Annotated in this window: 26 protein-coding genes; 8 read left to right on the plus strand and 18 right to left on the minus strand. The window is 63.3% G+C overall.

Features of this window, described 5'->3' with window-relative positions:
* Positions 1–4: 4 nt before the first annotated feature.
* The 4 genes from sctS (at position 5) to PSH78_RS01585 (ending at position 2,812) form a co-directional block, all read left to right on the plus strand.
* The gene (gene sctS / locus PSH78_RS01570; protein WP_305498097.1) at positions 5–259 is read left to right on the plus strand and encodes a type III secretion system export apparatus subunit SctS; all 255 of its coding nucleotides are present in this window, start codon (positions 5–7) and stop codon (positions 257–259) included.
* Positions 259–1,056: a type III secretion system export apparatus subunit SctT gene (gene sctT, locus PSH78_RS01575; RefSeq protein WP_305498098.1), complete on the plus strand. Its 798-nt coding sequence runs from the start codon at positions 259–261 to the stop codon at positions 1,054–1,056. Before sctS ends, sctT begins: the two co-directional genes overlap by 1 nt.
* A 15-nt stretch (positions 1,057–1,071) precedes the next feature.
* Complete coding sequence (sctU, locus tag PSH78_RS01580) at positions 1,072–2,178, plus strand: type III secretion system export apparatus subunit SctU (protein WP_305498100.1); 1,107 nt, start codon at positions 1,072–1,074, stop codon at positions 2,176–2,178.
* A gap of 115 nt (positions 2,179–2,293) precedes the next feature.
* Positions 2,294–2,812, plus strand: a complete 519-nt coding sequence (locus PSH78_RS01585) for a type III effector (RefSeq protein WP_305498102.1) — start codon at positions 2,294–2,296, stop codon at positions 2,810–2,812.
* A 171-nt stretch (positions 2,813–2,983) separates the two neighbouring features.
* Here the strand turns inward: PSH78_RS01585 and PSH78_RS01590 are convergent, their stop codons facing one another.
* The 14 genes from PSH78_RS01590 to PSH78_RS01655 all read right to left on the minus strand — a co-directional run bounded on the left by PSH78_RS01590 (position 2,984) and on the right by PSH78_RS01655 (position 12,722).
* Complete coding sequence (locus PSH78_RS01590) at positions 2,984–3,433, minus strand: type III secretion system chaperone (protein ID WP_305498104.1); 450 nt, start codon at positions 3,431–3,433, stop codon at positions 2,984–2,986.
* A 26-nt stretch (positions 3,434–3,459) separates the two neighbouring features.
* Positions 3,460–3,837 (minus strand): hypothetical protein, encoded by a 378-nt coding sequence (locus PSH78_RS01595; protein ID WP_305498105.1) that lies wholly within the window; start codon positions 3,835–3,837, stop codon positions 3,460–3,462.
* 6 nt (positions 3,838–3,843) lie between these two features.
* The gene (hrpT, locus tag PSH78_RS01600) at positions 3,844–4,053 is read right to left on the minus strand and encodes an HrpT family type III secretion system protein (protein WP_305498107.1); all 210 of its coding nucleotides are present in this window, start codon (positions 4,051–4,053) and stop codon (positions 3,844–3,846) included.
* Entirely contained in the window at positions 4,050–6,200 is a 2,151-nt protein-coding gene (sctC, locus tag PSH78_RS01605; protein ID WP_305498108.1) for a type III secretion system outer membrane ring subunit SctC, read from the minus strand. The genes hrpT and sctC overlap by 4 nt, the downstream gene beginning before the upstream one ends.
* A complete protein-coding gene (locus tag PSH78_RS01610; protein WP_305498109.1) occupies positions 6,193–6,618 on the minus strand; it encodes a type III secretion system chaperone in 426 nt (141 codons plus the stop codon). Before PSH78_RS01610 ends, sctC begins: the two co-directional genes overlap by 8 nt.
* The gene (locus PSH78_RS01615) at positions 6,605–6,829 is read right to left on the minus strand and encodes a serine kinase (protein WP_305498110.1); all 225 of its coding nucleotides are present in this window, start codon (positions 6,827–6,829) and stop codon (positions 6,605–6,607) included. The genes PSH78_RS01610 and PSH78_RS01615 overlap by 14 nt, the downstream gene beginning before the upstream one ends.
* A 262-nt stretch (positions 6,830–7,091) precedes the next feature.
* Positions 7,092–7,673, minus strand: coding sequence for a type III secretion system stator protein SctL (sctL, locus tag PSH78_RS01620; RefSeq protein ID WP_305498111.1), 582 nt, complete (start codon positions 7,671–7,673; stop codon positions 7,092–7,094).
* Positions 7,651–8,238: a hypothetical protein gene (locus tag PSH78_RS01625; protein ID WP_305498113.1), complete on the minus strand. Its 588-nt coding sequence runs from the start codon at positions 8,236–8,238 to the stop codon at positions 7,651–7,653. The genes sctL and PSH78_RS01625 overlap by 23 nt, the downstream gene beginning before the upstream one ends.
* A complete protein-coding gene (gene sctJ, locus PSH78_RS01630; RefSeq protein WP_305498114.1) occupies positions 8,235–9,110 on the minus strand; it encodes a type III secretion system inner membrane ring lipoprotein SctJ in 876 nt (291 codons plus the stop codon). Before sctJ ends, PSH78_RS01625 begins: the two co-directional genes overlap by 4 nt.
* A 13-nt stretch (positions 9,111–9,123) precedes the next feature.
* Positions 9,124–9,498: a type III secretion system inner rod subunit SctI gene (gene sctI, locus PSH78_RS01635; protein WP_305498116.1), complete on the minus strand. Its 375-nt coding sequence runs from the start codon at positions 9,496–9,498 to the stop codon at positions 9,124–9,126.
* Between the two features lie 28 nt (positions 9,499–9,526).
* Positions 9,527–10,456, minus strand: a complete 930-nt coding sequence (locus PSH78_RS01640; RefSeq protein ID WP_305498117.1) for a type III secretion protein — start codon at positions 10,454–10,456, stop codon at positions 9,527–9,529.
* Positions 10,457–10,515: 59 nt separating this feature from the next.
* Positions 10,516–10,725, minus strand: coding sequence for a hypothetical protein (locus PSH78_RS01645; RefSeq protein ID WP_003206573.1), 210 nt, complete (start codon positions 10,723–10,725; stop codon positions 10,516–10,518).
* Positions 10,726–10,817: 92 nt separating this feature from the next.
* Positions 10,818–11,741 carry a sigma 54-interacting transcriptional regulator gene (locus PSH78_RS01650; RefSeq protein ID WP_305498118.1) on the minus strand — a complete coding sequence of 308 codons (924 nt, stop codon included), beginning with the start codon at positions 11,739–11,741 and terminating at the stop codon, positions 10,818–10,820.
* A 405-nt stretch (positions 11,742–12,146) separates the two neighbouring features.
* Entirely contained in the window at positions 12,147–12,722 is a 576-nt protein-coding gene (locus PSH78_RS01655; protein WP_305498119.1) for a DUF6436 domain-containing protein, read from the minus strand.
* Between the two features lie 108 nt (positions 12,723–12,830).
* Between PSH78_RS01655 and PSH78_RS01660 the strand changes: the two genes are divergently transcribed.
* Positions 12,831–13,778, plus strand: coding sequence for an alpha/beta hydrolase (locus tag PSH78_RS01660; protein ID WP_305498120.1), 948 nt, complete (start codon positions 12,831–12,833; stop codon positions 13,776–13,778).
* Between the two features lie 110 nt (positions 13,779–13,888).
* Here the strand turns inward: PSH78_RS01660 and PSH78_RS01665 are convergent, their stop codons facing one another.
* Positions 13,889–14,632, minus strand: a complete 744-nt coding sequence (locus PSH78_RS01665) for a DUF2059 domain-containing protein (protein WP_305498122.1) — start codon at positions 14,630–14,632, stop codon at positions 13,889–13,891.
* Between the two features lie 140 nt (positions 14,633–14,772).
* Here PSH78_RS01665 and PSH78_RS01670 point away from each other — a divergent pair, with 140 nt between their 5' ends.
* Together PSH78_RS01670 and PSH78_RS01675 are read left to right on the plus strand one after the other, a co-directional pair.
* Positions 14,773–15,405, plus strand: coding sequence for a 2OG-Fe(II) oxygenase (locus tag PSH78_RS01670; RefSeq protein ID WP_305498123.1), 633 nt, complete (start codon positions 14,773–14,775; stop codon positions 15,403–15,405).
* A 2-nt stretch (positions 15,406–15,407) separates the two neighbouring features.
* Positions 15,408–15,899, plus strand: a complete 492-nt coding sequence (locus PSH78_RS01675; protein WP_305498125.1) for a DUF523 domain-containing protein — start codon at positions 15,408–15,410, stop codon at positions 15,897–15,899.
* 160 nt (positions 15,900–16,059) lie between these two features.
* On the opposite strand, the gene PSH78_RS01680 is transcribed toward PSH78_RS01675, so the two are convergent.
* Positions 16,060–17,433 (minus strand): GTPase/DUF3482 domain-containing protein, encoded by a 1,374-nt coding sequence (locus PSH78_RS01680; protein ID WP_305498127.1) that lies wholly within the window; start codon positions 17,431–17,433, stop codon positions 16,060–16,062.
* Positions 17,426–18,793, minus strand: coding sequence for a DUF2868 domain-containing protein (locus tag PSH78_RS01685; protein ID WP_305498128.1), 1,368 nt, complete (start codon positions 18,791–18,793; stop codon positions 17,426–17,428). Before PSH78_RS01685 ends, PSH78_RS01680 begins: the two co-directional genes overlap by 8 nt.
* 77 nt (positions 18,794–18,870) lie before the next feature.
* Between PSH78_RS01685 and PSH78_RS01690 the strand changes: the two genes are divergently transcribed.
* Complete coding sequence (locus PSH78_RS01690; protein WP_305498129.1) at positions 18,871–19,383, plus strand: dihydrofolate reductase; 513 nt, start codon at positions 18,871–18,873, stop codon at positions 19,381–19,383.
* A gap of 114 nt (positions 19,384–19,497) precedes the next feature.
* On the opposite strand, the gene PSH78_RS01695 is transcribed toward PSH78_RS01690, so the two are convergent.
* On the minus strand, positions 19,498–20,889 hold the full coding sequence (locus PSH78_RS01695) for an L-cystine transporter (RefSeq protein ID WP_305498131.1): 1,392 nt from the start codon (positions 20,887–20,889) through the stop codon (positions 19,498–19,500).
* Positions 20,890–21,059 lie beyond the last annotated feature (170 nt).

The following is a 21,059-nucleotide window of genomic DNA, read 5'->3' on the forward strand; positions in this document are numbered from 1 at the left end:
TGCGATGGACGCGATGACGTTGTTCAAGGAAGGCATGTTGCTGGTGGTCCTGCTGTCCGCGCCGCCCTTGATCGTCGCGGTGATCGTCGGCGTGCTGACTTCCCTGGTGCAGGCCTTGATGCAGATTCAGGACCAGACCTTGCCCTTCGGCATCAAGCTGGTGGCCGTCGGGCTGACCTTGCTGGTCACTGGTCGCTGGATTGGCGCCGAGCTGCTGGGCCTGTTGCGTCGGGCTTTTGAACTGATGGCCAGCACCTGATGACGACCCAGGCCTTCCTTCCCTATCTGGACTTGCTGCTGTCGATCGCCCTTGGCATGGCGCGTATCTATCCGGTGGCTTATCTGGTCCCGGTGTTCTGCTTCCAGCATTTGCGAGGCCTGCCGCGCCATGCCGTGGTGTTCGCCCTGGGCATGCTGCCGGCGCCGGGCATCCGCCAGGCCCTGATTGATGCCCAGGTCAGTTGGCTGACCCTGGCTGGGTTGATGTTCAAGGAGGTGGTGCTGGGCCTGTTGCTCGGGGTGCTGCTGGCCATGCCGTTCTGGCTGTACGAGTCAGTGGGGGCCTTGCTCGATAACCAGCGCGGTGCGCTCATCGGCGGCCAGTTGAACCCGGCACTTGGGACGGATACGACGCCGTTGGGCCACCTGTTCAAGGAGATGACGATCCTGTTGCTGGTCGCCACCCTGGGCATCGGCACGCTGACCCAGGTGATCTGGGACAGTTACCTGGTCTGGTCGCCCACGGTCTGGTTTCCGTTGCCCGGCGCGGATGGTTTCGGGGTGTTCCTCGGGCTGCTCGCTGAAATGTTCATGCACATGATGCTTTATGCGGCGCCCTTCATCGGCTTGCTGTTGCTGGTGGAGTTCGCCTTGGCCTTGCTCAGCCTGTATAGCCCGCAATTGCAGGTCTTTGTCCTCGCCATGCCGGCGAAAAGCCTGGTCGGGCTGGGCTTCCTGCTGTTCTACCTGCCCACGTTATGGGACGCGATGACCGGCCGTCTTGGCCGTTACGGGGAAATCCGCAACCTGCTCCACCTGCTGTTGCAGGCGCCTTGAAGGAAGGGCTGGTTCATGAGTGAAGACAGCGGGGAGAAGACCAAGCGCGCGACACCGAAGAAAATCCGTGACGCCCGCAAAAAAGGCCAGGTCGGCCAGAGCCAGGACCTGAGCAGCCTGTTGGTACTCACGGCAGTCACCGAAGTGGCATTGACCCAGGCTGACAACAGCATGCAGGCGCTGGGTGAAATGGTTTCGTTCCCGTTGCATCGTCTGGACGGCGACTTCGTGCGCGCCTTCGAGGAAACCCTGGCCCATGCCGGTGGCGTGTTGCTCAGTTTCACCTTGATGACCGTCGGGTTGGCAATCGCCACGCGCCTGATCGCCGGTTGGGTACAGTTCGGCTTCCTGTTCGCGCCCGAAGCCCTTCACCCCGATCCGAACCGCTTGAACCCGTTGAACCAGGCCCAGCAGATGTTTTCCGCCCAGGCGCTGATCCAGCTGTTCATGGGGCTGGTCAAGGCAGTGTTCATCGCCAGCGTGCTTTATCTGGTGACGATGCCTGCCCTCGGGTCGTTGATCAGCCTGGTCAACGGTGACCTGCATGGCTATTGGCGCGGGCTCGCCAGCCTGTTCCGGCACATCATGCATATCTGTCTGGGCGTGTTGCTGGTGCTGGCGATTCTCGATTTTGGCCTGCAGAAATATTTTTTCGCCAAGCGCCTGCGTATGAGCGAAGAGGAGGTGCGTAAGGAATTCAAGGAAATGGAGGGCGACCCTCACGTCAAGATGCATCGACGCAGCCTGGCCCGGCAACTGGTCGACCAACCCGCCAGCAAGGACAAGGAAGCCAAGCCGGTGGAGGAGGCCGATGTGTTGGTGGTCAATCCGACGCACTTCGCCGTCGCGCTGCTTTATCGGCCGGAGGAGACGCCGTTGCCGCAGCTCATTACCAAGGGCGTCGATGCTGATGCGCGTGCCCTGATCGAGCGAGCCAAGGCGGCGCGTATCCCGGTCATTCAATGCATCTGGCTGGCGCGAACGATCTACAAGGAAGACGTAGGTGGATATATCCCGCGGGAAACGCTCCAGGCCGTTGCGCATATTTATCGGGTCTTGCGCGAGCTGGATGACGAGGCCAAGGGCGAGGTGATCGAAATCCCGGAACTGAACCTGCGCTGAGGCCGATGGAACCGGTGCGCACCGGGATGCCACTCAGGTAGTGAGCCCGGGACCGACCGGGCGATGCCGGCTTGCCGGCAGTCCCACCGCACACACCGACTCGTGGAGATTCCCTATGCCTGAACCCAATTCACTGGCCAATTCCATAAGGGGCACGGGTGCCCTGCATGGCGTCGACAGCTTGCACTCGTCGCGCTCGCCCTCGTTGAGCCAGCAGCCTCGCGACGCCCAGCAGCGTACCGGCACTCAAAGCCTGCATGGGCGGGGTCGCTCGTCTTCGTCGCCCCCTGCGGTTCACCAGCGCGGCCGGACCCGGACACGGGGCGCCGAGCGTACGCCTGCGCCGTCTGACGATCGACCGCTGGATGACACGCAAAGCTCCAGTTCCACCGCGCCGCCCCGCGCGCCCGACTCGTTCATGAGCGAGATGGAAACCCGTCAAAAGCAGTTGATGGAAAAGCAGTTCGATATGCAGATGCGAATGGAGGAGCGTCAGAGCGAAATGATGATCGTCAAGAGCTCGGCCGACATGGCCAAGTTGATGAGCGACACGGTGACGGAAGTCACCAAGGGCTTCATGGACACTGCGAGGAGAGTCATGCAGGAGGGAGGTGAGGCGATGAAGCTTCGGTAATAGACGCAATGACTCAGGAGAAACGACCTGTGGCGAGGGGATTTATCCCCGCCGGGCTGCGAAGCGGCCCTCAATCAGACAACTCGGTGTGCCAACAAAAACGGGTTGTTGCTTTTGGGGCTGCTGTGCAGCCCAGCGGGGATAAATCCCCTCGCCACGGTTTTTTGCTATCTAGACCAGTCGGGTACGGCTCGCATTGAGCGAGGTTGGACGTGAAGCCGCTGACGTAGCGGACGGCATCAAGCGTGCGCGCACCTCGCCGACCTGGCCGATGAAACCCACGATCCAATGGCAGAACCGCGCCTCATCGAGCATCGACAACGGGCAATGGGCACACAGGCGAACGCTGCCCTTGTCGTCCAGGGCCAGCCAGCTGCCGCCGAGCAGATCCAGTCGAAAGTTGAGCTCCAACAGGCGCTTGTGCAGGCCAGGTGCATGGGCTGGCACATCGATCGCGCAATGGAGGATGGCCACATCGCCGTGATCGGGCAGCTCGATGATCACGGCTTCCCGGTTGCTTGCGTCATACAGCGCGCAGACGCCGCCCTCCAGTTGCAGCTGCGCATGCAGGTGTTCCGCGAGGGCCGAGATCAAGCGCTGGGCGAGCGGTGTGGTGGTCATGCAAAGCCTCCCTCGGCCACGGGCCTTCAGTAAGTAACCGAATAATCGTCAAGGTCTTCCAGGCCCAGCAACGACAATTGCCGGGACTGGATCTCGTCGAGCATCTGCGCCGAGATCGGTGACTCGGGCAGCGCCTGCCAGACCACCAGCGCGCGTTGCGGATCGAGAAACAGGAACAGCTGCGCATAGTCGCTCGGGTGGGCGAAGCGTCGTTCGAGCGCCCGCCGGACCTGGCTCACGCCTAGCGCCTGGCTTTGTATCTGTAACGCGAGCCCCAAGCTGTGGGGCTCGCGTCGCAGGCAGAACTCGATGCCCGGGGCTATTTCCCAATACGTCGCGATGCCGGCGATGATGTTTTTCTGAAAGGCCTGGCGGGTGCTTACGCTGTGTACCGAAAAAGACATACCGTTTCAGTTCTCCAGTGGAACGACCGAATGGTCGAGCGGATGTTCGGGGGAGCCCAGGCCGCCGCGCATACCCGGCGACCACCAGATCACCAGACGGCCGTTATCGGGTTCGGCGCGGCTACAGGCATCGCCCTGGCAGCCCCAACGGTTTGCGCAGCCGGCGAAAACCGGCAGGCACAGCAACAAGACGAGCAGCTTCGGGGTGCGACTCATGGCGTGATCCTCGCACTGGTTTGCAAGAGAGAAGAGCGCCCGCCACCTGGTGTGCGCTTGGGTTGTCTCATGACGACGAACACTTCGGTTTCCTCACCGGGCTCGAGCCACACCTTCGGCCAGGCGGAGGTGGCCATGGTCCAGCGGGTGCTGCAGCTGGCCTCGTCGAAGCGCAACCGCCGGTCGCCATCGTTGCGCACCACGCCCACGGCGATGCCGTAGTCCGGGCCGGCAAACCATTGGGCGCGGGCGGCGTCCAGCGATAGCCCCGGTTGCAACGCGCACAGCGTGTCGGCCGAATAAGGAATCGCGGCGGCTTGCTTGAACGTCGGCGGAATGTTGCCATCGGCCAATTGGGCGAGCACGTCGCCGATCTCGATGCGACCGATGGGGCGAGTGCCGTTGCGCCGCTCTTCCAGACGTGCCATTGCGCTGTCCACCTGTTCACGATCGAGCTCGGAGATGTAGCGGGCCGGGTCGACCTGGTCGCCAATCAGACGCGGCGTCAGGATGAATACCCGTTCGCGGCGGCTGGTCTCGCGGGTGGTCGAGGAAAACAGCAGCGGTCCGATCAGCGGGATGCGTCCGAGCCACGGCACCCGTTCTAGGTTGTCGCCGGTTTCCTCGGTATGAAAACCACCCACCACCAGTGATCGGCTTTCCCCCATCACCGCCTGCGTACTGACCACTCCCCGGCGAACGCTGGGCGTCTGCTGACCGACCTCCGAGGGCTCGATCTTGCCGTCTTCGATGTCCAGGAACATCTGGATCTGGTTGCGGCCGCCGGTCTCGATGGTGTGGGGCACGACCTGCAGGCTGGTGCCGGCCGTGATGGGCTCGACGGTGGCCACCCGTTCGCCAATGGCGGAGATGTATTCGGTCCGGCTGAAGTCGATGACCGCCGGCTGGTTTTCCAGGGTCAGTACGGATGGATTCGCCACGACCGAGGCCAGGCCGCGACCTTCCAGTGCTCGCAGTTGCGCGGAAAAGTCGCCGTAGTCCTGAATGAATACCGTCGAGCTGGCGCCTGGGCGAATCATCGAGGCACCGCCGATCAGATCGCCGCTCTCGACGTTCCAGTTCGACGCCAGCTCGGCCAGTTGGGTGCGGTCGATGTCGAGAATGATCGCATCGATTTCTACCAGCTTGCGTGGCACGTCCACGTCACGGATCAGCGGCGTGTAGATCTCCCGACGCTTGGGCGAGTCGTAGATGAGCACGGCGTTGTTGCGCACGTCGGCTTCGACGCGGATCCGACCGCGGCCGCCCTTGCCAGCGCTTTCCGGGCCTTGCACGCGGTTGGTGTTCGGGCGACCCATGCCGCTTAATGCCAACTGCTCGATATTGCCCATTGTCATGGACTGCTGGGCCTGCATGTTCTGGAACGAGGCCTGGGGCGAGGTCGCCTGCATTCCGCCGGACACCGCGCTGCGGCTTTCCAGCAGGCCTTTGAGGATGCTGGCAACCCCGGGAATCACCAGCGTATCGCCGCGGTACTTGATACTCCGGTCGGCGGCGGTGGCATAGCGCAGCGGGAAGCTGATCACCTCCTGCTTCTCTTCGGGTGTCTTGCGCGCCTCGGCAAACTGCGCCACCAGGCGCACGTAGCGTTCCGGGCCGGAGACCAGCACCACGCCTTCGTCGGGTAATTCACCCCAACCGAAACGCGGGTCCAGCAGGCCGATGTCGGTCAGGGCTTGCTTGATGTCCGGCGCGGCATCGGCGGACACTTCCAGGCGCGTGGAGTCCTGGTTTTGCAAAGGGCTGACGTACAGGGTGTTGCCGTACATGAACCATTGGAAACGATTTTCCAGACCGAGCCGGTCGAGGAACGCCTGCGGGCTTTCGGCGCGCATCCGGCCGTCGACGCTGCCTTTCACGGTGCCATCGAGCACCAGTTGCACCCCGAAAGTATTGGCAAAGTCGCCAAGTACCTTGGGCAGGGGCGTGTTCTGGGCATCGTAGGCGTAGGGCGTGTTTTTCCAGTCGGTCGGTACCGCCGCTTCGACCGGCATGCCCGCGCCCAGCGCGCCGGCCAATGCCAGTGCAAGCAGCGAGGTCTTGGTCCAGCGACGGACGATGGACCGGCGAAAGTGTACCTGGCCGGCGGCCATCGAGCGGTACGGTGCAAGCCACCTGTTAGGCATGGCGGATTCCTGTTCCGAGCGAGTGAAAGTGCGAGGGGCGTCGCGCCACGGCACGTTGTTCTTTATGGAGAATCGATTGCCAGGTGTCCCGCTGGTTGAGCAGTGCTTCGAGCACTTCGACCAGATCGTCGATGTGCGCGTCTGTCGCCAGTTGCGCCAATAGCCATAAACGCTCGTCCTGGGGCGAAAGGGCCAACGCACCGGGGAAGCGCGAGAGGCTTGGCTGCGCCAGCCGCAGAAGGTCTTCCAGGGACCCTTCGTTGCCCAGCGGGAAATTCAACTCGACCGATATCAGCAGGCCGTCATCCAGCTTCTTGAAGATCGCTTCGCCATCATCGATGACGATGGCGAAATGTTCCGCGCCGTCGACGTCGGCGTTCCAGCGGGCGAGCTGTGTGCGCAGCTCATGGCATTGCATCGATGATCGCCTTGGCGAGGTTGTGGTGGGCGGTGGTCTGTTGAGTGGCCGCGTTCACCGCGACCGACATGCCGTTCATGCTGGTCACGAACGAGTGCATATCGTCGAGGGACTGGCTCTCGGCGGCGTTCATTGCAGCGTTGTTGACGTTGTCGCTGGCGCGTTGGAAATAGGTATCGAGACGGCGCTGGATGGCATCGATAGAAGACATGGCGGTTGCTCCGAGGTAAGCGTATTCACCGGATGAGTGGTGATTACGCCGCTGACGGTTCCGCGAAAAGTGAGCAAAAGGTCAGGAGGCGCGATGATGGATTCGTCAGACATCCGAATCCCCCGTGGCGAGGGAGCTTGCTCCCGCTCGGCTGCGTAGCAGTCGCAAAAACGGCTGATGCGATCTGCCTGAGAAAAGATGAGCCCTGCTGCGCAGGCCAGCGGGAGCAAGCTCCCTCGCCACGGGTTCCGGGTCGTTTGGGCTACGGCTGCGGTTCTGGCAGGCGCAACGCTTCAACAGCCGTGGCCCAATCGAGCAGGAACGTGCCGCCTGGTGTTTCCAGCTTCAGCTGATGCGCCTCCATGCTGGGATCCGCCACCGGCGTCCAGGGACGTTCGCCAGATGAGCCCAGACTTTGGCTCAGCTTCGCCCAGTCATCGGGATGACAGCGAAGAGTCGCACTGACCGAATCATGCTGGCGTGAGGCAAGCTGACGAACCAGTGCATCGATGCGGGCCTGATCCGGGACTTCGTTCAACAGCGTTCCCAGGGCCTCGTTGACTAACTGCGCGGCGCTGGTCTCGATCCGTTCCCACATGGCCTGGCGCTCGGCCTCCCAGGTGGCGAGCACGGTTTCGGCTGTTTCCCAGAACTGCGCCTGAGCCTGGAGCACTGCGGCGCCCGCCTCTTCGGCCGCACCCTGGATCAGCTGCGTGGCGTGTGCCTGGGCCTGTTCGAGAACGGCCTGTGCTCGGCCACAGTCCACCAGGGTTTCGCGAGGGATACAGGGCTGCAACAGGCCCTGGCCACCGGGACGTAGGTCAAGCGAGCGCCGAGCGAGCATCGTGTATCTCCGTTTGGGTGGGCGCTGGCGCCAGGCTTTGCTCGGCTTTCCAGCACGCGGACTGCCAGAGCGTGTTGAGCTTGGCGGCAGGCGGGCGTGGGGTGGGCTGCGCTTCGAGGGCAATGATCCTGCCGCGCGGGAAGGCCAGGCGCGTACGCTCCCAGGTCCGCTCCCCCAGCCAGGCGCGCAGCAGTGCAAGCGGGTCGTGGCCTGGTTCGAGCCAGTGTCCGGGGCGCAACGCCTTGGCGGTGCGCTCGCACCACGCCCGGTCCTGCGGCGAAAGCATGTCCATCGTCGTCAACGGCGAGCAGGTGTTCGCCACTAATTGGCAGGCCAGGGCCAAGGTTCGGGGCGTGCCGCAACAGAGCGACAACACCGCCGGGTCGGGCTGTGGCGGCGTGCACGGCGTCATGCCGAAACTGCGGGCCAATGCGGCGTGATGCCCGCGGGCCAAGGCATCGATTTGTGGCCTTGTCAGTAGGCCGAGCGCGGGTGGATACCAATCACGGTCTGCTTCGCGCCACGCCAGGCTCCACCAGCGAGCCCATTCAAGCGCCGCGTTCATGCAGCGGTCCCCTTGCTGTCAGGCTTGGCGCCCGGGTTCTTCACCGCGAACAGTGACGGCGCCGTGCCGTTTTGCGCACCCGCCGGCGTTGTGCCCTTGCGCTCGAAAAATCGCGGCAGCACCAGTACGCCGTTGCGCCACAACCGGTAGAGGCCGTACGAGGCGCCCAGCAGGAGGGCGAGCAAGGTGAGGCCGGCCGCGAGGGTCACGCCTCGCCAATAGCCGATGTCGTCGGCCTGCATGAGGAATGGCCCGAAATACGCCATCTTGCGTCGCTCCTGATATGCCGCCGCGGGAACGAACACCACCGACAGCTTGGCCGGGTTCTGGGCAGCGTCGGCCATGCCCGGAATTCCGCTGGCGACCAGGTTGCGCACTCTCGGCGTGATGCTGTCAGGATCCAGCGCGCTGGTGTGCTTGATAAACACCGAGGCCGACGCGGGCTGGACCGGCTCGCCGGGAGCGACCCGTTCCGGCAGCACCACATGGACCCGGGCGAGCACCACGCCATCGATTTGCGACAGTGTCGATTCGAGCTCCTGAGACAGCGCGTAGAGGTAGCGGGCGCGCTCTTCCATCGGTGTGGAAATCACGCCTTCCTTGCGGAAGATTTCCCCCAGGCTGGAGCGCGATCGGCGCGGCAGCCCAGCGGCTTCGAGAACCTGTACCGCGCTGTTCATGTCCGCTGGCTCGACCAGCACGGTCAGCCCGTCCTTATCGACCTGCTTGCTGGCCTCGACGTTCTTGTCCGCCAGTTCCGCGATCACTTCATTGGCATCCTGCTCGGAAAGATGGCTATGCAGCGCTGTCCTCTCGTCGCATCCGGCGAGCAGCAGGCACAGCACTAAGGGTGAGAATGCGCGCATGGACATGACCGGCTTTCCCTTACTGGAGATTGGTGAGCTTCTCGATCGCCTGGGAGCCCTTGCTGACGATCTTTGCGGTCATCAGGCTTTCCAGGTGAAAGGACGACAGCGACCGGTTGGACTGCAACATGTCCTGGGGATCGGCGGTGCGGATGGCCTTGAGCATGTCCCGGTTGGCGCGATCGTCCAGCCGTTGCAATTCGCCGGAGCGGCTGGACAACGAATCGATGATCCTCGCCGCGACGTTGTTTTCACTGTCGGGGGCGGGGGCTTTTTCGCGCATTTGCGCGTTGAACCAACTGACATCGCTGGTCTCGGCGCCTGCCCGCGCACTGGCGCCAGGTTTGGTTGCGGTGGAAACCACGCTGGTGGTGTCGATGGCTTGTACGGTCATGGCATATCTCCGATTACAAGGTGGGCCTTCAGGCGTACATCAGCCTCAAGACGTTGCGAGCGCTACCCGTCACGCTCAGATGAAACTCGATTTCTTCCCGGCTGCGTCGACCGCGCCGTTGCATGGACGGCTGCTGGCCGGCCAGGCGGGCGAGAGCGAGGTCCAGTTCTTCCAGGGCGAGCTGGAACAGTCGTGTTTCGCGAGCCTCCAGCCATGCGCCACAGGCAATCCGTTCGGTCCATGTCCAGTCTTGCCCGTCGAAGCTCGCCGGTGGCGGGTATCGCGACGGGTGCTGGTCCATGAATGCCGCGACCTCGAACAGCAGGTCCAGGTCGTCCTGTTCATAACGCGCCTGGCCTTGCTCTTCGTCGATGTCCAGCAGGGTCAGCAGTTTCCTTCGGCCCAGCACCGCGATGATCTTGAGCAACAACGACAGGCTGGTGTCGTAGCGGTCGCGACGCGTGGCGCGGTCTCCTTCCAGCTCCCAGGCGCCGAACAGCGCACCGCAGAACGGGTTGTTGGCGTTGCCGAAATCGCTCTGGCTGTCGACGTCGTTATCGCCGATGGGCTGCCGGCGGTGGGCGAGCATCTGCGCCAGGTCGTTGAACAGATCTTCGTTGGAATAGGCATCGTCGCTGTCGACATCGAGGGTGGACCCGGTACCTCCGTTGATCTCCTCAAGAATATCTTCGAGCACCCGATGCAGAGGGGCCTGGGTCTCGGCGGCCAGTCTGTCCTGCGGGGTGGATAAACCTGAGCGGGGCTGCCCGCCAGTCGAGCCGTGTTCGCTGCTCCATTGGACGAGCGACTCGCGCAGCCGATCGCTCGTACCGTGCAGCGCCAGGTGCTCGACGACCCGATCCGCCAGGCCGTTCGCAGGCGAGGCCTGGCGCAGTGTCGGGTCGTCACCGAGCAAATCTCTGGTGCTACGAAGGTTGTCTGGCGAATGGATCTGCATCGGGTTTCTCCCTCGACGCGCATGGGATTCCCCGCCGGAGCGGGGCTGGAGCGAGAGGGTCAGAAGCGTATGTTCTTGGATGCCTCCCCCATGGCGGTGATGGCCTTGGTCGCGGTATCCATCGACCCTGCCGCGATTGCGTTCATGGTGTCGGCAACCAGTTTCTTCTGGTCGAATTGGGATTTCATGGTCGTCATCGCCGCCGACGTGGCGTCCATCTGTTGCATGGCTGCCGTGGAGGCGGCGAGAGAAGCTCCACCAAAACTCATAGTCGTATCTCCGGATTGTGGAATGGCGAGACGATCGTGAACGTCTCGACGAATAAGTGGCGACCGCTGCGAAAACGGTTCCACCGATCCACTCAGCTCGTCGATATTTGCAGGCATTTCATCCGGTAATAGAGCGTGCGGCGGGCGATGCCCAACTCGGCGATGACTTTATCGATGCAGTGATGGTGGCGACGCATGCAGTCCTCGATGAGGATCTTCTCGAACTGCTGCAGATGCTCTTTGAGCTTGAGGGTCGAGCTGTTGTGCTCCAGCTGCTCGGCGCGCGGCAGTGCCGGCAAGCCGAGCACGTAGCGTTTGGCGGCCGATTGCAACTCGCGGATGTTCCCCGGCCAGGCGTAGCCGAGCAACTGGCGCAACAGCGCTGGCGAAGGCGCGACGTAGGGTTGGTCGAGTGCCAGGGCTTCCCGGCGTACCAGGGACTGGAACAGCGGCACGATACGTTCTTTTCGACTGCGCAACGGTGGCAGCTTGAGGCTGATGATGTTCAAGCGGAAATAGAGGTCCCGACGAAACTCGCCACGCTCGACCATTTCCGCCAACGGGCTTTGGGCCGAGGCAATCACCCGCATGTCCACCGGGATGTTTTGGGTCGAGCCCAGCCGCTGCACAGTCCTGGACTCCAGGACACGCAGCAGCTTGGCTTGCAGCCCTAACGGCATGCTGTCGATCTCATCCAGATAGAGCGTGCCGTTGTGCGCGGCTTCGACGAAGCCAGCGCGATTCTGGCTGGCACCGGTAAACGCACCGGTGTTGGCGCCGAAGAGTTGGCTCTCCGCGAGGGACTCGGGAATGGCGGCGCAATTGATGGCGACGAACTTGCCGGAGCGGCCGGACATGCGGTGGATTTTTTCCGCCAGCGTGTCCTTGCCCGTGCCGGTCTCGCCGCGCAACAGCACATCGACCCCTAGCGGGGCGACGCACTGGGCAAACGCCTCAAGATTGAGAGCATCCTCTTTCGTGGGAGTGGAAAGTGCAGCGCATAACAACTTTTGCATCACTGACGATTCCATTTTTTGTTTGGTTTAGGAGGGTCGACAAGTAAAACGATGAAAAGGCGTATCCAACTTCCTCGATATATAGCGCCGCCGCGCAATCGCAGGGGAAATCAACATCTTCTGTACGGGGTTAGAGAAGCGATTAAAGAAAAGTTCACGTAGCGCCGACGGTTGTTAAACGATTCAGCTTTACAGCCAGAGCACCCCGAAAACCCCTACGCGACCGGCCTGGTTGGCGTCTGGAGCGAAAATCGGGGGATCTCGGAGGCTTTTCGAAAAATTGGATCCGACAAACGGTTCAGCGCCAGCTCGCTGTTTGAGCAAGTACTCTAGAAAAGAGCAAAAGCTCTGACTTTGTAAGACGCCTGCAGAGGTTTAAACAATACGTATCGTAGTTGGGTTGGATTACTTTGAGTTCGACCACGGACAATAACAGCCGACCGCCAGCGTGTGAGTCGCATTAACTTCCCGGTCAATATTCAGTGCTTCGAGTATTGGCTCGATGAAGCTGTTGCTCGAGTTGCAAGTCAAGCCTTCGCTGTAAGGCCCGAAGTACGCCAGCTTGCCGCTGCGGTCCCAGATCGCCACGGCGGGGCTGGCGGGAATCTGTGCCGAGCCTGGTAACGTCGTCAGGGGTTTGAGATTGCTCAAGGTGCTGGGCAAGTGGCCTTGGCTGCCGGTCTTTTGTACGGCGTAGAACTCGACGCCTTGCGGCGCATATTTGTCGATCAGCTCGGAGAGGTGCTGCTGATTGCCGACGTTGCATGGGCAGGCCGGATCCCAGAAGTGCACCAGGCGGATTGCGCCCGGACCGGCGAGATCGGCGGGCAGGCGCAGCGGGTCGCCGGAAAACACCGCCGTGTGTTGACTGAACGCCCGGAGGAAACGCCCCTGGAACCAGTCGTAGGCGAACCACAGGATGACGGCGCACGTCAGGGCGAGGAGGCTGGCAAGCAAGGTCGTGCGGTGGGACGGGCGCATGGAGTCAATCCTCTGAAGCCGCGTAGCTTGCCATGGCTGGCGCGACAGATGAATATCGCAGGCCTATAACGCCCGTTTTCGCGCGATGCGCATTTGCCTGGAATTTTGATGCCCGCCTCCTTCGACCCCGATGACCTGCGCGCCAGCCTGCAACCCCTGGCGCAGTGGCAACCGCTGTCTGCGCAAGCGCAGGCCTACCAGCAATTCTATGGGCTGGACTTTCCGGCGCGGACCTTGCGCAGAGGCCTGGGACGTTTCGACATTGCCGGGTATGAACTGGTCGGCCAGGTCTGGTGGCCGGAAAAAGCCGTGGCGACGCTGTTTCTCTTTCATGGCTATTACGACCATATGGGGCTGTACCGGCATTTGGTCGAGTGGGCGCTGGATCAGCAATGGGTGGTGATCAGCTGCGACTTGCCGGGCCACGGCCTGTCCAGTGGCGAACGCGCCAGCATCGGCGATTTCGCCGAATACCAGGCGACCTTGCGCGGCTTGCTGGCCGAAGCCGGGACGCTGGACCTGCCGCAACCCTGGCACCTGTGCGGCCAGAGTACCGGCGGCGCGATCGTGGTGGACCATGTGCTCAACCACGGCGCGGACAGCCCGGCCCAGGGTCAGGTCATCCTGTTGTCGCCCTTGGTTCGGCCGCGTGCCTGGGGCTGGTCGCGCTTAAGTTATTACCTGCTCAAACCTTTTGTGACTGGCATCGCCCGACGCTTCAGCGAGAACTCCAGCGATCCGGGTTTCCTGCCGTTCCTGCAGGCCGATCCGCTGCAACCGCTGCGCCTGCCCACCGCGTGGGTCGGGGCGCTGGCGCAGTGGATCCGGCGTATCGAGGCGGCGCCGAGCAGCCCGCGGCAACCCTTGATCGTGCAAGGGCAGGCGGACATGACCGTGGATTGGCGGCATAACCTGCAAGTGTTGCGCGGCAAGTTCGATCGGCCGCAGGTCTTGATGTTGCCCGAGGGGCGGCATCACCTGGCGAACGAGACCTTGGCGATACGGCAGGAGATGTTCGGGTTTTTGAGCAAGCGGATGGGCCGGATTCGGCGGTGACTGGGTTGTTGCTATCGCGAGCAAGCTCGCTCCCACAGGGTATTGGGTGTGCTGGGGGACCAGTGTGGGAGCGAGCCTGCTCGCGAAGACGATGCAACAGGCGCTGAAAATTACTGCCCCAGATTCTGCCCCACCGCCAACCCCGCCCGGATAGCCGCCAATGCCGCCTGGTAATAAGCCTGCCCTTCGGCCGACTCGGCAAACGTGGCGAATTCTTCCAGTTCGGTATCCGTCAGGTCGCGGTAGACGTACAGCAACGTGTTGTTCAGGTCCGCGCCGATCTGATCCATCAGGCGCTGGCGTTGGCCGTTCAGCATGCCCTGGGCCTGGCCGCCGCCGAGCAGGCCGGGAATCATCGAGCTCAAGCTGTCGGCCGCCACGCCGGCGATTGCCAGGCTGACTTCGGCGCCGGCTTCGCGGGCAGGCAGGGCCTGGGCCAGGTGGCCGATGATCAGCAGGCGATTGTCGCTGGCTTGCATCTTCGGCAGGCCCTTGGCGTTCTTCGCCAATTGGTCGCGGCGGGTGGCGAGCAGTTCGGCGGCGACGACCTTACGGCCCAGTGGCGACTGGAAAAAAGCCAGGGCCGGGTTCGGGTCGGCAAGGTTGCTGCGCAGTTGCGCCTCGGCCCGCTGGTCCATGGCCTGGGGCGCGAAACGCTGGTTGCTGTTGTTCACCAGCGCCTGGAAGACCGCCGGCGGCAAGCTGCTCTGGTAGCGCTGCTGCGCGGCGCTCAAGGCGTCATTGAAATGCGCCCGCTGTTCCGGCCAGCCGGCGACCTTGTACAACTGGTCATAGCTGTCTGCCCAGGCGGGCAATACGCAGAACATCAACAGTGAGAAAAGCAAACGGCGCATAGGGACTCCTGTCAGCAGCCGACTATTCTCCGTGGGGGGCGGGGTCTTGTCGAGAATTCGTATCAAGTTCGTACGACGGTGCTGACAGGCGCAGCCAACCCGCTGCGCGGCGCTGTCGGTTTTGCAGGCACAGGAATACTATGCGCGCCATGCGAATACCTTCTGATCATCCATTGCTGTTACGTATCGTCGACGACCTGGCCGAGCGTGGCTGGTCGCAGCAGAACATCTTCCTGCCGGATGCGCTCACCCGCGCGCTGGCGGCCGAATGTCGCCAGCGCGCCGCGGAAGGCGAGCTGGCTCCAGCCGCCGTGGGGCGTGGGCCGTTTTCGGAAATTCGCGAAGGGGTTCGTGGCGATCGCATCCAGTGGATCGAGCCCGGCCAGGTCGAGGCCTGTGATCGTTACCTGGGGCTGATGGACAGCCTGCGCGAGGCCTTGAACCGGGGTTTGTTCCTGGGCCTGGAGGATTTTGAAAGTCATTTCGCCTTGTACCCGCCGGGCGCGTTCTACCTCAAGCATGTCGACCGTTTCCGCGATGATGACCGGCGCATGGTCTCGGCGGTGCTCTACCTCAATGATGCCTGGCTGCCGGAGCACGGCGGCCAGTTGCGCATGTACCTGGATGAAGGCGTGGAACATGACGTGGTGCCCACGGGCGGCTGCCTGGTGGTGTTCCTGTCGGGGGATATACCCCATGAAGTCCTGCCGGCCACGCGTGATCGGCTGTCCTTGACCGGTTGGTTCCGGCGCCGTGGCAACGAGTTGTTCTGAACATGGAAAAGATTCTGGTCAGCCGCTGCCTGCTCGGCCATCGCGTGCGCTACGACGGTGGCGCCAGCGGGCCGTTCGACCCGCTCCAGCACTGGCTCGACGAAGGTCGCGTCGTGCCGCTGTGCCCGGAAGTCGCCGGTGGTTTGCCCACGCCTCGGCCGGCGGCGGAGATTCCGGGCGGCCAGGGCGCGCGAGTGCTCGATGGCAACGCGGCGGTGATCACCACCGAGGGCGAGGATGTGAGCGCGCAGTTTCTGTCCGGTGCGTATCAAGCGCTGGCGTTGGTGCGCGAGCACGGCATCCGCATCGCCGTGCTCAAGGCCAACAGCCCCTCGTGTGGCAACCTGCTGACGTATGACGGCACGTTCAGCGGGGTCAAGGTAAGTGGCGAAGGCGTGACGGCGGCATTGCTCAAGCGCAATGGGGTGCGGGTGTTCAGCGAGCTGGAGCTGGCTGAAGCGGCGTTGGCGCTCAAGGCATTGAGCGCAGAATAGCGGCCGGCGATTCGCGTTTTTGTGGCGAGGGGATTTATCCCCGCTGGGTCGCGAAGCGGCCCTGGCTTTTCTATCCGGTAAACGGCGGCGCTCGATACTTTTTTGGGGGCGCTTCGCACCCCAGCGGGGATAAATCCCCTCGCCACAGGAGTTGTGGTGTCTAGAGCTGTTCAGCCAACAGCTCGATCTGTTCCTGTCGTTCGGCCTGGCTCAGTCGTGGCTGGGGATTCAACGACGACCACTGCGGATACGCCCTGGCCTTGCCCAGCGCCTCGGGTAATTTGCCCTCGCGCCAGGTCTTGTCCTGGGGCGTGGCGATATGGATGCTGTCCATCGCCGCATGGCCACGCTGGTCGATGGCTTGCAGCAGTTGCCGTTGGCGCAGGGCCAACAGGCGCAGCACGCTGTCATCGACGCTCAGTTCACGTTGGCCCTTGAGCTTGCCGATCAACCGGTCGCCATAGTTGCGGGCCGTTTGCAGCGCGCCGCCGGCAATCGCCCCGGCAAGGGCGGCGGCGCCCAGGGTCAGGCCACCCACCAGCAGGTCGACACCGGCTCCGGCCGCCGCCCCGGCCGCAATGCCGCCACCGACCCGCACGCCCAATTGCTTGAGTGTGTCGGGGTTGAACAGGTCATCACCCCAGCGGCCGTCCAGCAAGGGAAGATCGCTGGCCGCTGCATCCTGAGGGCGGAAAGCGTAGAGCTTGAGCAGGGCCTCGACACAACGCTGTTCGCGCTGACGCACCGCGTTGCGCAGTTCGCTGATGGCCTGGCGTTCCAGTTCGGTATCGCTGGCGACGCTGCGCCGGCAAGCGGCGCAATCGATCAGCAATTCGGCAATCAGCCGTCTGGCGCTCTGCTGGCGTGCCAGACGCTGGGCCTGTTGGTCGGCGATCAGCCGCTCCAATTGCCCGCGAGCGCTTTCCAGCAGCAACGCCAGGCTTTCGTACAGACGTCGTTCGCCGTCCTCGGGCGGGGCGACGCTGTCGAAACGGACCAGAGCATGCAGGCCCAGCCGCGCCAGGGCGTCGCGCCAGTCGGGTTCGCGGTGCTGGGCGCCGCTGACGAAATTGAGTACCGGCAGCAACGGTTTGCCGCAACTGGCGAGGACTTCCAATTCATCGCGGTACTTGGCCAACACCGGTTCGCGGGCATCGATCACATAAAGCCCGGCGTCGCTGGCGAGCAACTGCCGCAGCACCTTGGCTTCTTGCTCGAAGCGTTGTCGCGCCTCGCTGCCTTCGAGGAAACGCGCCAGGCGTGCCGGGCCATCCAGGCGCTCACCGGGACGCTCGAGGCGTTCGAGATAATCGAGCAGGGCGATGGCGTCTTCCAGCCCAGGCGTGTCGTACAACTCCAGCAGCGCCTCGCCGTCCACCGACAGGCGCGCGCCTTCGACGTGACGGGTGGTGCTCGGGCGGTGGGAGACCTCGCCGAAGCCGACATCCCGGGTCAGGGTACGCAGCAGGGAGGTCTTGCCGACGTTGGTGTGCCCGACCACGGCGAGCTTCAATGGCTTGATGGATTCAGTCATGGCCCGTCTCCAGCCAGTTCAACGGCGCACAGTCGGCGAACGGCAATTGCAGCTGCTGCAACGCGCTGTGCCAGTCACCCAGGCGCTCGGCATCCAGGGCTTCGCCGGGCGGCGCCTGCAACAGCCAGACGCGGGTGGCGCTGGCGCTGCGAGCCAGTTCGGCGATCAATGCCAGGCTGCCACGGTCTGGCGAGCGCCGGGGATCGCAGGCAATCGCCAGGCGCGCGGGCGGGAAGCGCGAAAGTTGTTCAAGCAACTTGTGGCGCGATTCGCGGCTGTCGAGGATGCCCGCGCTTTTCACGGTGCCCGGCAGCTTCGGCGGCCAGGGACGTTCATCCAGCTCGATCGCCACCAGCAGCGCGCCGTCGCTCTCCATGGCGCCCACGGCGCTTTCGACTTGATGCATTTGTGCGGGGGCGGCGTCATTGACGCCCAGGCGTTCGCTGCTTGGCATCAATCGCTCACGCAACTGAGCGTAGCCGGGCAGGTTCAAGTCCAGGCGCAGGTTGGCGCTGCCACGGCGCCAACGCCACAGGCACAACAGCGCCAGGCCCAGGCGCGGCAGCACGCCGTAGATCAGCAGCACGCCCACCAACCAGGCGGCCCAGGCCTGGCGGGCTCTTTCGATGTCCAGCGCGGCGTCGCCGCTGGCGCGGATCATCTCGACGCTCGGCACGCTGAAGCCCAGCAGGGCGGGCAACGCACCGAGGGTCTGGGTCATGGCGACGAAGGTCTCGCCACCGAGAATGGTGGTTTCCCATACGAAGCCATAGCGCCGGGTCGCCATCAGCAACAAAACGACGACCAGCGCGCTGAGCATCGCCAGCAACCACAAGCCATTGACCAGCACACCGAGGGCCCAGCGGTTGAGCTTGTGCCGTTGCAGCAACAGCAGCAGCGCCGGCGCGAGTTGCGCGGCCTTGGCGTCGCGAGCGAGTTTTTCGCTGAGCCACAGCCACAGGCGTCCGAGCGTGGCGCCTTGCTCACCGGCGAACAGTAGGCCCAGGGCCCAGCCGATCAGCAGGATCAGGTTCAGCCCCAACAGGCTGCCGAGGGCCCAGAATACGTTGACCGGCGCGCGTCCATCGCCGAGGGCGGCAAAGCCCAGGCCGGCGCCGCTGGCCACGGCGAGCACGGCCAATGCGATCAGTGCCAGCCGTGCGCCTTGCAGCCAGTGACGCAGGGCCTGAACGAGGCCATCGCGCTCGGCCAGCCAGTGGGCGCGATGACGGATGCGCGTGGACAAATCGCCGCCGGCCGCGCGGGCCAGGCGATTGGCTTCCTGGTCTTCGAGCGGGCCGGCATGTTCTTCACGCAGGCGTATCGTCTCGGTCAACCAGAGGTTTTGCAGTTCAGTCACGAGGGCTTCCGTTGCTCGAATGAGCAATCAGCATAACCGCTGTGGCGCCGGTCCGGGCCTCTGGTATCCTCGCCGTCATGAAAAAAACTCTTCCCTTAAGCCTGATCGCAGCCCTCGGTGAAAACCGTGTGATCGGCATCGACAACAGCATGCCCTGGCACTTGCCGGGGGACTTCAAATACTTCAAGGCCACCACCCTGGGCAAGCCGATCATCATGGGGCGCAAGACCTGGGACTCCCTCGGTCGACCGCTGCCGGGACGCTTGAACATTGTCGTCAGCCGCCAGCCGGGCCTGGTGCTGGAAGGCGCGGAAGTCTTTGCTTCGCTGGAGGCCGCAGTGGAACGGGCCGAAGCCTGGGCGCTGGAACAAGGCGTTGATGAGCTGATGCTGATCGGTGGCGCCCAGCTCTACGCGCAGGCATTGGAGCAGGCGGACCGGCTGTACCTGACCCGCGTGGCGCTGAGCCCGGAAGGGGATGCGTGGTTTCCGGAGTTTGCTTCGAGCCAGTGGAAACTTGTGTCGAACCAGCCGAATCCGGCCGAAGGGGACAAGCCGGCGTACAGCTTTGAGGTGTGGGAGAAGCTTTAAAAGCCAAAGCTTCGCGAGCAGGCTCGCTCCCACAGGTAACCGGGTTCGGTCAGGAAAATCGGTCAACTGTGGGAGCGAGCCTGCTCGCGAAGGCGATCTACTTGGCGCCGCCAATCAAGCGTGCACCAACTCCCCATGCTCCTCGGCATCGAGCAACGTCTTGTCCGTCTGCTGCATCACCTGGCTGGTAATCGCCCCGGCGGTGATCGAGCCACTGACATTCAACGCGGTACGGCCCATGTCGATCAACGGCTCGACCGAAATCAGCAACGCCACCAGCGAGATCGGCAAGCCCATGGCCGGCAGCACGATCAACGCGGCGAACGTTGCGCCACCGCCGACACCGGCCACGCCCGCCGAACTCAAGGTCACGATGGCCACCAGCGTCGCGATCCACACCGGGTCCAGCGGATTGATCCCCACCGTAGGCGCGACCATGACCGCCAGCATCGCCGGATAGAGCCCGGCGCAACCGTTCTGGCCGATGGTGGCGCCAAACGATGCGCTGAAGCTGGCGATCGCCCGGGGAATGCCGAGGCGGCTGGTCTGGGCTTCGATACTCAGGGGGATGGTCGCCGCGCTGGAGCGGCTGGTGAAAGCGAAGGTCAGCACCGGCCAGATCTTGCGGAAGAAGCGCAACGGATTGATCCCGGCAGCGGACACCAGCAGGCCGTGGACCACGAACATCAGCCCCAGCCCCAGGTACGACACCACCACGAAGCTGCCGAGCTTGATGATGTCCTGCAGGTTGGAGCCGGCCACCACTTTTGTCATCAGCGCCAACACGCCATACGGGGTCAGTTTCATCACCAGGCGCACCAGGCGCGTCACCCAGCTTTGCAGGGTGTCGATGGCGTTGATCACTTTCTGGCCTTTCTCTGCGTCATCCTTGAGCAATTGCAACGCCGCGACACCGAGGAACGCCGCGAAGATCACCACGCTGATGATCGACGTCGGCTTGGCCCTGGCCAGGTCGGCGAAGGGGTTCTGGGGGATGAACGAAAGCAACAGTTGCGGGATATTCAGGTTGGCGACCTTGCCGGCGTAATCGCTCTGGATCACTTGCAGCCGTGCCTGCTCCTGGGTTCCGGCCACCAGGCCTTCGGCAGTGAGGTCGAACAGGTTGGTCAGGCCGATACCGATCAGGGCGGCGATGGCGGTAGTGAACAGCAGCGTGCCGATGGTCAGGAAGCTGATCTTGCCCAGGGACGAGGCGTTGTGCAGGCGGGCCACGGCGCTGAGGATCGAAGCAAAGACCAGCGGGATCACGATCATCTGCAGCAACTGCACGTAGCCGTTGCCCACCAGGTCGAACCAGCCGATCGAGGCTTTGAGCACCGGGTCGCCTGCGCCGTAGATCGTGTGCAGGGCGATACCGAACACCACGCCCAGGACCAGCGCCAGCAGCACTTTTTTGGCCAGGCTCCAGGTGCTGTGACGGGTTTGCGCCAAGCCGTACAGCAAGGCGATGAACACCAACAGATTGAGGATCAGCGGCAGATTCATGAAAAACTCCGGAAAGACTTTGCCAGCCGCCAAGCGTCGCGACTGTGAGCCGGAAAGCCTAACAGCCTGATATCTAAAGAATTAATACTAAAAAAGAATGTCTACTGTCGCTTTTGGAATAAGGCGTTGCCGTTAAGAGGTATGCCGCTGGCGTTATCGAGACGCAAGCA

Origin of the sequence: Pseudomonas sp. FP198 (assembly GCF_030687895.1) — a bacterium.
In the GTDB taxonomy this organism is placed as follows: domain Bacteria; phylum Pseudomonadota; class Gammaproteobacteria; order Pseudomonadales; family Pseudomonadaceae; genus Aquipseudomonas.